Raw genomic sequence first — 12,601 nt, 5'->3', positions numbered from 1 at the left:
AGAAAAAACCGTTTTTCTTTTCATTCCCGAACGAAAGTACCTTCGGCGAAGTCATAATTAGAAACGAGTGCCTTCAGTGGTGCTTTCGGTCCCTGAGCTTGTCGAAGGGCCAATCGAAGCATCGAAGGGCCAACCACGATATATCTTGACAAACACCCCCTCATAACTCGCGTGTAGGTCAGGAACGTTGGAGTGAGGGCCATAGATGCGAGTTTTGGGTGGTTTTTGTAATTGACTGATAATAAGATGATTATGCATATGCGAAAACAGGGTGGCATCTTACGCTCAACGAGATAGGCTCCAAGAGTCGTTCAGATAGGCTCCACAAGAGAAAGAGATAATCCCTTAGGGGGTATAGGGATTATCTCTTTCACTTGTAAGTGCCATTCCTTACCGTCGTGGAGACTATCTCTTTGACTGTTAGAAGGCACCCCCACCCGGTGTAGCCTCGTTCTCCACTCCGAATAGGGCAAAAAGGGAGTAAAAAGCCCCCTCGGTTTTTCTAGTTTGTAACTTCAGCCGAACACTTTTTCAGGCACTTTTTCATGACAAACGGCGACCTTCCTTATTGCAGCAGTTCTTCTGGGTAGCTGGGCATGGCTCCGTTTTGGGTACAGACGTAGGCAGAGACCTGAACGGCGGTGCGATGAGCCTCGGGCACAGACTTGCCATTAAGGATACTACCCACGAATGAGCCGGTGAAGGAGTCGCCTGCGCCTACCGTATCGGCCACTTTGACCTTAGGCGTTTCCTGGAAGGAAATGTGACCTGGGGTGAATACATAGCTACCGTTAGTGCCGCATGTGAGTACAAGCATGTCGAGATTGTACTTGCCCAGGATGAGCCAGCATTTGTTCTCGATGTCGAGGCCAGGATAACCGAACATGCGGCCGATGAGCACCAGTTCCTCATCGTTTATCTTCAGGATGTTGCAGCGCTGGAACGACTCACGCAGAATCTCCTGCGTATAGAACTGCTGGCGCAGGTTGATGTCAAAGATCTTTATGCAGTCATCGGGCGTGGCATCAAGGAATTTTTGGATGGTCTCACGGCTCACCACGTTGCGCTGGGCTAATGAGCCGAAACAAACGGCCCGACAGTTGCGGGCTATTTGTTGGATGTCGTCATCGAAAGGGATATTGTCCCATGCGACGTTCTCTTTGATGTCATATGTGGGGATGCCCTGTTCGTCGAGCTGCACCTGTACTGTTCCAGTAGGATAAGGTACACGGGGCAGCAGATTGTTCAGACCATGCTCCTTCAGAGCCTCAATGGTCTCGTCGGCCAGTTTGTCCTTTCCCAGCGCACTGATAGCGATCGTGTAGTCACTACCCAGGAATTGTCCTGCATGATAGGCGAAATTGGCAGGGGCACCACCTAGTTTCTTGCCTTCGGGCAGTACGTCCCACAGGACCTCACCGAGTCCTACTACATAACGTTTCTGATTCATAGTTTTATGTGGTCTTTATTTGTTTGATATACGTAAAGAGGTAGAGGACACCGACAGCCATCACCAGCACGGCTCCGGCCTGTCCCATGGCGTCGCTCATGAAACCCATGAGCAGGGGGAAGATCGTGCCGCCGAATAAGCCCATGATCATGAGGCCCGAGACCTCGTTCTGCTTCTCGGGCATCGATTCGAGGGCGGTGGCGAAGCACATGGAGAAGATGTTCGAATTGCCGTAGCCCACCAATGCGATAGCGATGTAGAGCATCCATTGCTGCGTGCCGAAGAACAGACCACACATCGATAGCGCCATCATCACCGCCGAGATGATGAAGAACGTTCGCATCTTGAGTACGCGGAGAAAGAACGAACCCGTCAGACAGCCGATGGTACGGAAGATGAAGTAGAGGCTCGTGGCAAAGGCTGCCTCGTTGAGCGTCATACTTAGTCGTTCCATGAGGATCTTCGGCGCCGTCGTGTTCGTACCCACGTCGATGCCCACATGGCACATGATGCCAAAGAACGACAGCAGCACGATGGGGGTGCCCAGGAGTTTGAAACACTCCACAAACGTGGAAGGCTTGCCCTCAATGGCTGGTTCGTCAATAGACGTGATGAGGAGCAGAATCGATGACAATATTCCAACGATCAAGAAGATTCCGAACAGCACACGCCAGTTCAGTCCGAATTCAGGAATGACCATCGTGGCACCCCACATGGCGAGATAGGGAGCAGAGAACGAGGCGATGGCCTTGATGAACTGTCCAAAAGTGAGCGTAGAAGCAAGGTTACCGCCGCCCATCACGGTCGATACTAACGGGTTGAGCGATGTCTGCATCAGAGCGTTGCCGATGCCTAGCAGTGAGAAGGCCACAAGCATGATGCCGAACGACTCATCAAACAGCGGCAAAAGCAGAGACACGACTGTCACCACAAGTGAGAGCAGCACAGTCTTCTTACGGCCAATCCTGTTCATCAGCATGCCCGTAGGAACACTGAAGATGAGGAACCAGAAGAATACTAACGAGGGGAATACGTTGGCCACGGAGTCGCTCAGGGCCAGGTCGGCCTTCACATAGTTGGAGGCGATGCCCACCAAGTCCACGAAGCCCATGCAGAAGAAGCAGAGCATCACGGGGATGAGGGCGAGTTTACTAGTTTTATTCATAATGAACGATGGTCTGTTTTTATTTATCAAGTTGGTAGATGGTTGTCTTACCGCCCTTTACCTTTATGGTGTTGTAGGGCTCTGAGGGGAATACAAGGTTGGTCATCACCATCTTTCCTTCTGCGTCGAAGGCCTCGATGGAACAGCGGTCGATGAAAAGACGCAACTGCTTGATGCTACCGAAGGTGGGAGCAGCGGTCTCACAAGGGAATGCCTCACTGAAGCTCACGTCGCCGCTCTTCGTGCGATCCATCTTGAACTCCTGCTTCTGGACATCGTAGTGCATCGTGACCTGCTCACCCTTGGCATTAGACAGGACGATGTCGGTCGAGCTTTTCATGTCGATGACGATCTCGCAGGCCTCCGTCGGCTGCTTTACTTTCTTGCCACGCAGGGCCATCACCTCTTTCGAGGGGATGCAGGTCAGGATGGTCTCGCTGCCAATGGTCTTTATACCCAAGTCACGGGGCAATCCATTGGCTGAGCGGAACTGCTGGGTGGGCACTTGGTTGGCATACTGCCAGTTGCTCATCCAGGGCAGTGCTACGATGCGGCCTTCGGGAGCATTGTGGAAGGTGACGGTAGCATAATGATCCTTGCCGTAATCCATCCATTTCGTCTCTGAGGGATTGTCTTCGCACGTAAAGGTGTGGCCGTCGAACCGCCCAACGAAGTACTGCGTAGCCGAGCCACCGAAAGGTCCACCGGGATTGATGTTGAGCAGCAGTACCCACTTTTCGCCGAAGCAAAGCATATCGGGACATTCCCATACGCCATCGTGGTTGCCGTATTCACGACCAAATGAACTCTCGTACTTCCATTCTTTCAAGTTCTTGGAACTGTAGAACTGCACTTCCTGTCCCACTGCCAGCACCACCATCCATTTGCTTGTAGGCTCGTGCCAGAATACTTTGGGGTCGCGGAAGTCAGGGGCGTTGAAGGTAATGACAGGATTACCGGCATACTTAGTGAATGTCTGTCCGCCGTCGGTACTGTAGGCGATGCTCTGCGTCTGAGCGGCTCCAGCCGACGTGTACATAGCTACGACCGCATTGCGGCCGAATCCTGTCGTATGGTCCTTGTCAACGATGGCACTGCCCGAGAAGATGGCTCCCAGCCAGTCGCTCTCGATGGCCAGCGGCTGAGCATCCCAGTGAATCAGGTCGCGCGAGGTGGAGTGCCCCCAACTCATGTTCTCCCACTGTGAGCCATAGGGGTTATACTGATAGTACAGGTGCCACACGCCATCCTTATAGAACATACCGTTCGGATCATTCATCCAGCCATACAACGGCGTGTGGTGATATCGTGGACGGAAGCGTTCGCGGTTTGTCGTGTCGAAGGTGTCCGAGTACTTCATCTCCTTCCAACACACGAAATCCTTCATGGCTCCTGTCGTCCTCTTGTCGGCATGAAAGGTGATATCTAACAGTTGTCCGTTCCTGATTTCGAAAGGAACGAAATAATCCACTTTGTCCACGGCCAGACGGACGTTCAGCCGTTGTACCATCTCGTTACGTATGTCGAGCACGGCAATGTTCGCATTCTCTTCCTTCTCCTGCACGGGCAGCAGCAGATACTTTGTTCCCTGCTTCACCCGTAGCATGGCATGATTATCTCCCAGGATCATTGGACCTTGGGCCTTCACTGTCACCGCCATCAGTAGGGCAGTCATCATCATGAGTCTCTTCATATTCGTTTGTTTTAAGTTTCTGCTGCAAATTTACATATTTTATCGTGTTTTCAGATACTCCAAGGAGTTTTTCGCGAGGGTGAGGATATTGTCCTGATAGATGTTATTCTTCGGGTGGGCACTCTTGTCGGGCGTGCCATCGGCATTCTTCATCGAGAACTCGCAGCCACCGTTACCGATGCAGAGTAGCGTACCCTGGAAGTCTGTGTTGCCCTGTTGGGCTTCCCAGACGTTCATCTGACTGATCCACCATATCTGACCATCCCATGTGCCGAGCGGATAGATACCATAGGTCTGGGTACACTGGGTGTAGCAGGCCTCTTCGCTATTGCCGATACCTGTCAAGAGACTGGGAAGATTGAAGTAGAGGCAGTTGTGGTCTTCCGTCCAGCCTGGTCCCTTGAAGGCGATAAGCTTCGTATCGGCGGTTGTCTCCACCTCCAGACCCTTGTAGATGGGGTGCGAGGAGTGATCTTTCTTGAACTTATGGTCGGGATACAGTTCGACAGCCATCTTCCAAACGTCATTGTTAATGCCGCCGAAGCCGAAACCGAAGGCATGGTCGTTGTTTTTCATGTCGTCGAGATTGAGGCGTCCGAGATGACCAGCATAGACGGTGGCGTGACTCCAGAGCAGGAGGCTACCGCCTGCCTTGTACCACTCGCGGATGATGGGCGTGGCGGCCTCTACGTCGGTGGGTATATTCCAAACGTCGCTCTCGCTGACACCCTCTAGGTCGCGAAGCCAGAAGAGCACGCGATAGGGCTCGATGACATCAGCAGAGTTGATGCTGGTGAAAGGCACGAACTGAGCCGTCGGATAGGTCTCGTGGAGCCAGAGCCAGGCCGAGGCCTCGTCGTCATCACCATTGGCAACCAGTTCTTCAGGCGAGGCGTAGACACTCAGGAAGCCGATGGCAGTCTTACCGATGCGAAGTGATGAGCGGGTCGAGAGGGCTGTACCCTTATCGTTCACAGCAGTCAGGGTGACTTCCCAAGTGTCGCCAGTCTTTACGTCGGAGATCGTATAGGAAGTGGCTGTGCCAGGGAGAGTCTCATTGATGGTCTGTTTGCCATTGGTAGCGGAGAACTTGATGCCGGTGGCATCGGCAGTCTTGTTCCACTCTACGAGGGCATCGTAGCCGCCAGCCTTATCCACCTGCGACATCTGCACACCGCTGATGCTGGTGGCACCTTCACGCAGATAGTTTTTGATAACGCCAGTAGAGAAATTGGTGCCGTCGGTAAGTTTGAAGACATACTCAAATGGCACGTTCGTTGGCACGTCCTTCTGTGTATAGCTGTTGCCGCTGACGGTCTCGCTGACTGAGAGCGTGCCGTTGCGATAGATGCTGACCTGCATCTGCTCTGTCTGGGCAGACCAAGTCCAGGTGTAGTCATCGCCATTCAAGGCACCGGTGATTTGTGCGGCATCGGGAGCCGAGAGGATCATGGTCTTGCGGTCGATGTCCTTATCCTGACAAGCGGTCAGGATAAGTGCGCACATCGCCATTATAATGATAGATATCTTTTTCATAACTCTTAATTCTTAATACTTAATTCTTAACTCTTAACTCCCCACTTTAATTATATCCTTTATTCTGAGTATAGAGCCCTGGCACGTAGTAGAGCTGGATGTAGGGCAGGGGGAAGTACTCGTTCTTTGCGGGCGTATAGTGGGCGTCCTTATAATACTGGGCGTAAGTCTGACCGTCGTAGATGGCATCCTTCTCCTTGTCAAAGAACTTGTTAAGCGTCTGCGAGGCGATGCCCCAGCGGCGCAGGTCGAAGTAGCGGCCGTTCTCCATGGCCAGTTCTAAGCGTCGTTCCCACTGCAGGCACTTGCGGGCCTGTTCCTTATTAGAGAAATAGCTGGCAGGATAGAGGGCAATGTCGCACTGGTTGGCGGCATATTGGATATGCTTGGCGATGCTGTTCTTGGCACGCTGGCGGATGTCGTTGATAATGGTACGGGCTTCCTCCAGTTGTCCTGTCTCAATGAGGGCTTCAGCACGCATCAGCATCACATCGGTGTAGCGCAGCACATAGTCGTTCATGGCGAAGGCCTGCCAGGGATTGTCGAAGGTCTCTCCTTTCGAACGCTGCGGCACCTCCTTCAGTGAGGTATAGTAGCCGTAAGTGTTCGGTGTGCGACTGTTGTCCTTGGTCATGGTGTACTCGGCTTCGTACTTGTAGGGGAAAGTGGGCATGCCGACGGTATGGAAAAGGCGCGGATCCCATTTCTGGGCAGTAGGCACACCGTTGATAGGATAGGCAATCTCATCGTTGTAGTCGTCAAACATGGGCAGTCCGTCACGGGTCTTGAAGGCGTTGACGAGGTTCTGCGTGGGCTTGTGGAAGTCCCATCCGCACGACCATATCTGCCAGCAGCCATTGAGCATGTTGCTCCAGTTGGCGCGTCCGTAAAGGGTATTATCGTCCTGATAGTCGCTGTGCTGTACGGCGAAGACACTCTCCTTCGAGTTTTTGTACTCCGGCAGGAAGATATCTCCGAAATCCTCCAGGTAGCCGTATGGTGAGTTTTTCACATCGTTAGTGTACTTTATCACCTCCTGCATGTACTGGCTGTTGATGTGGCCGGCACCGGTCGAAGCCTCATAGCCATCGCCCCAGGCCATAGTCAGGTAGCACTTGGCCAGATAGGCTGCGGCGGCAATCTTGTTGGCGCGACCGCCTTCGCTCTGCTGTACGGGTAGCACATCATAGGCAAACTTGAAGTCAGCCACGATCTTGTCCATCAGCTCCTCATGGGTGAACTGGGTGTTGGGTGTCTGCTCCTCGGTGTGGTTCTTATATACCTCCTCGTCGATCCAGGGCACCTGGTACCACATCTGGACGAGTTTGAAGTAGAAGTGAGCGCGGAGGAAGCGCACCTCGCCCTCGCGGATTTTGGTTTTCTCCTCACCCAGTTTGGCATTCCCGTATTCGGCCAGCGAGACCAGCGCGCGGTTGCAGCGTGAGATGCTACAGTAGAAGTGATACCACTGCTCGTCCATGTGGTCGGGCGTCGAGGCTGTCAGCGTCGACCATACTTCCACAGGATGATAGTTGGTATCGGTGGTGCCCGATCCGCCCTTCATGGCATCGTCAGAGGAGACGTCGCCATAAGGCCAGAGATTAAACGGATAGGTGTACCAGTCGTCGCCCAGTTTGGCATAAGCTGAAGTTACCATTTCATTAGGCTGGCTCATGGCGAGATCTTCACTGATGACGCCCTGTGGTTCTACGTCGATGAAATCGTTGCATGATGTCAACGTACCACAGACGATCAGTCCTGCACAGATTGTTTTATATATTGCTTTCATAATCTTTACCTTATTATATATTAGAATGATGTTTGAATACCAATCGAGAAACTTGTGCTGTTAGGATACATCCAACGAGGGTTCTCGGGGTCGCTGCAGGTCAGAGAGCTGCTCTTCAGGGTGAGCAGGTTGTGCCCAGAGATGTAGACGCGTGCACTGCTCATGCGCACCTTCTTCAAGAGGTTGTCAGACAGGTTGTAGCCTATCTGCACTTGGCGCAGCTTAGCGTAGGAGCCGTTTTCCACGAAATAGGTAGAGGTGCGGTTCTCGTTGCCCACGTTGTTGGTGGTCAGAGCGGGAATGTTGCTGCCTGTGTTGGCTGTTGTCCAGGCATCGAGCATACGGTTGCCCTTGTTCGAACCGGCATCGGTGATGCTATAGAAGTCGGTCTGGAACTTTTGGTCGTTATACACATCCTGTCCAGCGACACCCTGCCAGAACATCGAGAAGTCGAAGTCCTTGTAGCCCAGCTCGAAGTTCAAGCCCCATGAGAAGTCGGGTACAGGATTGAAGATCCAGGTCTGGTCCTGCTCGTTGATGATGCCATTGCCGTCGAGGTCGGCATATTTCAGACCACCCACGCGGGCGTTCTCCTGACCGCCAGCCAGCACCTCTTCACGATTCTGGAACAGACCGTCGACCACATAACCTACAATCGAGCCATAGGGCTTCTTAGCCTCCACCAGGTTCTCCTTGGCGGTGTGAACGTATGAGCCTGTGGTCGTCTCGGGCAGGTAGGTCACGCGCTGACGGAAGAAGTCGAGGTTGCCGTTTACGTTGTATTTCAGACCGAAATCGGTGGTGCCGCGATAACCCAGAGCGAACTCCATACCCCAGTTGCGCAGACTGGGCCCGTTGAGCCACGAGGCGCCGCCCTCACCCACCGATCCGAGGTAGGCAGGGTTGATGAGCATGTCCTTCACATTCTTGATATAAGCATCCATTGTACCATAGACGGAGCTGCCGAAGAGGGTGAAGTCGATACCGAGGTTATACTGTTCGGTCGTTTCCCACTTCAGGTTGTTGTTCTGCGACTGTGTGGCGCGGAAGCCAGAAGGGAAGATACCGCTGCCGGCAAGCGCCAGATCATAGGCTGTCGACTCGTTGCGGCCACCGCCGTATGTGGCAGCATAGAGACCGTAGCGAGCGTAGTTGGAGATAGCCTGGTTACCGGTCTCACCCCATGAGGCGCGGAGCTTCAGGTCATTGATCCACTCCTGCTTCAAGTTCTCGGAGAGACGGTAGCCCAGCGTAAAGGCGGGGAAGGTACCATAGCGGTTGTTCTCACCGAAGCGTGAAGAACCGTCGCGGCGGATGGTGAACGAAGCGAGTACCAAGTCTTTCCAGTTGTAGTCCAGCTTGCCGAAGAACGATACCAGGTTATAGCCCTCGCGGATACCGCCGGCACGCTGGGTGCCCGTGGCGGCATCAGGCCACATGTAGTCGTAGTTCTCCAGTGCGTACATCTGTGCGTAAGCCGATGAGCGCTCTTCCACGTCGCGGTGCAGCTCCATACCGGCCAGCACGATGAAGTTGTGGTCGGCACCGATGTTGAATTTATAATTGGCTGTGTTCGACCAGGTCCACTTCACGGAGTTCTTAGTGCCCAGATTGGCAGAGGGCGTAGAGTTGTTCACCACGTCAGAGTGCCAGGTATAGGTAACGCTGTGGATAAACTCCGACCAGTAGTCAAGGCCAAAGTTAGAGCGCAGCGTCAGGCCCTTGACCGGCTGCAGGTTGACATAGGCATTGCCGAAGATGCGCCACATCTTCAGACGGTTGTCGCGGTTATGGTAGAGCTCACGTAGGGGGTTCTGGCGATCGCTCATACCACCTACAGGGCCTGAGAAGGTCTTGCCGTCTTCTTCATATACGGGTAGTGTAGGCGACATCTTCAGGGCATTCTCTAGAGGCTGGCAGTCCACCTGGTTACTGTAGGTGATAGTGGCGTTCTCACCCACGCTCACGATCTTGTTCACCTTGTAGCTGGTGTTGATGCGACCAGAGAAGCTCTCGAAATCGGTGTATTTCAGGATACCGTTGTTCTTCTTATAACCGAAAGAGAGGAGTGCCGATGATTTCTCTGTAGCGTTCGAGAGACTGAGATCGTAACTCTGCAAGAAACCCGTGCGACTGATTGCGTCGAGCCAGTCGGTGTCGCTGAAACGCATGGTCTTCTTAGAGTTCATGAAGCCGTCGTAAAGGCCGTTCACAATGAACTGGCGCATTTGTCCCGTGGCGGGGTCGTAGGCTTGAATATGCTTACCGTTGGCAGCGTTGAGTGTCAGCCCGTAGTTGTTGGCATACTGCTCGGGGTCCAAGCCGTCGTTCATGGCAGCCTGTGCCATGGCAGTAGCATATTCCGATGTGTTGGCCAACTTCATCATGGTCTGCTTGTTGTAGAACTGGGTGGTGAGATTGGCCGAGAAGTCTACCTTCACCTTGTCACCCTTCTTGCCGTTTCGGGTGGTGATGATAATCACACCGTTGGCAGCGCGGCTACCGTAGATAGAGGCCGAGGCGGCATCCTTCAATACCTGCATCGACTCGATGTCGTTCATGTTCAGGGTGTTCAGGCTCGTGGTCGTGGGCACCCCGTCAATAATAAAGAGGGGATCCTGTGACGAGTTGAACGAGCCACCGCCACGGATGCGGATGGTGCCAGTGCCTACAGGCGAGCCGTTCGAGGTGATGGTCATGCCCGGCACCTTACCTTGTAAGGCTCGCATGGGATCGGTATCACTCGACGTCTTCATATCGTTGGTCTTCACCACGGCTACAGAACCCGTGAGGTCGGCCTTACGCTGGCTCTGGTAACCCGTCACCACGACCTCTGCCAGTTCGCTGGCGTTCTCTTTCAGTTGCACCTTCATGCCTGGGGCGGCAGCCACTTCCACATTGTCATAGCCAATGTAGCTCACCACGAGCATGGTGCCCGCCTCAACCTTTAGTTTGAAGTTCCCGTCGAAGTCGGTAACAGTACCGCTCGTCGTTCCTTTCTCCTTTACGGTGGCACCGATGACGCCTTCTCCGTTCTCATCGACGACAGAACCCGTCAGTTCCGTTTGCGCGTATATTATTGTACTCGCAAAGATGAGCAGCGTGCTCGTTAGGAATCTCCTTAGTCTTTCCATTTGTCTTTTTTTGTTTTAAGTTAATACTCTGTCTGTTTGAAAATCTGCTGTGAAAGTACTAACTATTTGTTCTTGGGCATTAAAAATATCGTTCATCCCATGCGAAATATGTTGCAATGAAACATTTTTGCAATGGAATGAACGATATTTCTTAGCTTTTACTCGTGAGCCGGCAGCAGATTATTCACTTTTTCACTTCCTTACGTCTCCCGGCACCATGCCATACTCCTCCTTGAAACATTTCGTGAAATAGCTGGGAGCGGTAAAGCCGACGGCATACGCAACCTCAGAGACGCTCTTGTCGGTAGTAAGCAGCAACTGGTAGGCGCAGCTCAGGCGAGCAGTTCGTAGCAATTCCACAGGCGACGAGCCTGTCACAGCCTTCACCTTGCGGTAGAGTTGCACGCGACTGAGGTTCATGTCTTCTGCCAGATCTTCCACACTGGTATTACTGTCTGTCAGACGAGCTTCCACGACTTCCTTAAAACGCGTGATAAACAAAGAGACGGCAGAAGCGTCGCTTTCCTCTGGGATAACAGAGCTTCCTGATGCCTCTGAAATCTCGGACGTCTTCTGGGACTCAGAGGGTTCCGAGATCACTGTGACATCCTCTGGCTTAAGGTTCCATAAAGTGTTAACCACGCGCGCTCTTTGCATACTGATTTTCCGTAAATGATAGAGGTAGAACAATACGAAGACGACGATAAGTAACGCGATGATGCCGATGGCGAGCCAATTCACGACACGCTGGGTGTCAAGTTCATGCAGGTAGTTGTCGGCTTTATTATGTAACTGATCCAGATGGTCGGCCTGTCGCATCAATTCCTCGCTCTGCATGAGTAGTACCTTGGCATTGTCACTTGTTACAAGGGCAGACATCAACATGGTCTCTTTTTTATAGGGCTTGCCCTCAAGTATGCTAACGGCCAATTCTATGATCTGATCACCATGCGTGGGATAGATGTATGAAGCATCAAGCAAGGAGTCGCGCACCAGCTGGATACCACCGTTCTCGCCAGGCAGACCATCGATGCCGCAGAAAAGGGGAACGTGAATAGTTGCAAGTGAAGACTTGGCTATTGCTGTACGTGCTCCCATCGCCATGCGATCGTTGTGACCAAAAACACAATCAACACGATTATCAGGATTGTCTGCCAACCATTGCTTCATAGCCTCGACTGCGCTCTCTTCTGTCCAGTCGCCCTGTAGCGAGCCAACGATCTTGATACCTGGTGTATCCTTCAGGGCGTTCATGAAACCATTATGGCGCTCGATGGCAGACGACGAGCCTTCTAATCCTTTTATCTCCAACACCGTTCCCTGTCCATGAAGTCGAGAGGCGATGTATTCGCCCATCATACGGCCCATCTCGTAGTTGTCGGCACCGATAAAGGCGGTATATTTCCGTGAACTGGTCTTGCGCTCGAACACAATCACAGGGATGCCTTTTTCGTATGCACGATCGATAGCAGGCGAGATGGTCTGCACCTGATTTGGTGCCACAATCATCAAGTCGATGCCATCATTCACAAGACTGTCAATCTGCTGCACCTGCCGCTCGTCGCTATCGTAGGCCGCCGCGAACTTCAGTTCCACGTTATCATGGAAATAAGCACCCATGCGCAACTCTGCATTCTGCTTGTTACGCCATATGTCATCCGAACACTGCGATATTCCGATACGATACTTCACTTTGTCTCCAGAGCAGGAGGCAAGTACCGCGGCCAATACAAGTAAATAAAAGAATCTTTGTCGCATATATCAAATTATGAACAAGACAAGAATGCATAGGGCAACTTAATTGCTGCCCTAAGATTCGTTATACAGGTGGTTT

At 52.6% G+C, this 12,601-nt stretch carries 7 protein-coding genes; all 7 read right to left on the bottom strand.

The annotated features are described in order from the left end of the window. Positions 1 to 565 precede the first annotated feature (565 nt). On the bottom strand, positions 566 to 1,450 hold the full coding sequence (locus BLU99_RS04845) for a carbohydrate kinase family protein (RefSeq protein WP_091900067.1): 885 nt from the start codon (positions 1,448 to 1,450) through the stop codon (positions 566 to 568). Positions 1,451 to 1,454: 4 nt separating this feature from the next. Continuing rightward, a complete protein-coding gene (locus BLU99_RS04840) occupies positions 1,455 to 2,615 on the bottom strand; it encodes an MFS transporter (protein WP_091900066.1) in 1,161 nt (386 codons plus the stop codon). A gap of 19 nt (positions 2,616 to 2,634) precedes the next feature. Continuing rightward, complete coding sequence (locus BLU99_RS04835) at positions 2,635 to 4,308, bottom strand: glycoside hydrolase family 32 protein (RefSeq protein ID WP_091900065.1); 1,674 nt, start codon at positions 4,306 to 4,308, stop codon at positions 2,635 to 2,637. Positions 4,309 to 4,347: 39 nt separating this feature from the next. After that, entirely contained in the window at positions 4,348 to 5,844 is a 1,497-nt protein-coding gene (locus BLU99_RS04830; RefSeq protein ID WP_091900064.1) for a DUF4960 domain-containing protein, read from the bottom strand. A 46-nt stretch (positions 5,845 to 5,890) separates the two neighbouring features. After that, positions 5,891 to 7,633: a RagB/SusD family nutrient uptake outer membrane protein gene (locus BLU99_RS04825; RefSeq protein ID WP_091900063.1), complete on the bottom strand. Its 1,743-nt coding sequence runs from the start codon at positions 7,631 to 7,633 to the stop codon at positions 5,891 to 5,893. A 20-nt stretch (positions 7,634 to 7,653) separates the two neighbouring features. Then, entirely contained in the window at positions 7,654 to 10,767 is a 3,114-nt protein-coding gene (locus BLU99_RS04820; RefSeq protein ID WP_091900062.1) for a SusC/RagA family TonB-linked outer membrane protein, read from the bottom strand. Positions 10,768 to 10,959: 192 nt separating this feature from the next. Next, positions 10,960 to 12,459: an AraC family transcriptional regulator gene (locus tag BLU99_RS04815; RefSeq protein WP_255397449.1), complete on the bottom strand. Its 1,500-nt coding sequence runs from the start codon at positions 12,457 to 12,459 to the stop codon at positions 10,960 to 10,962. Between the last annotated feature and the right edge of the window lie 142 nt (positions 12,460 to 12,601).

Origin of the sequence: Prevotella sp. lc2012, from assembly GCF_900107065.1 — a bacterium.
GTDB lineage: Bacteria > Bacteroidota > Bacteroidia > Bacteroidales > Bacteroidaceae > Prevotella.
Note: the sequence above shows the minus strand (reverse complement) of the source record. Positions and strands in the feature narration are given on the sequence as shown.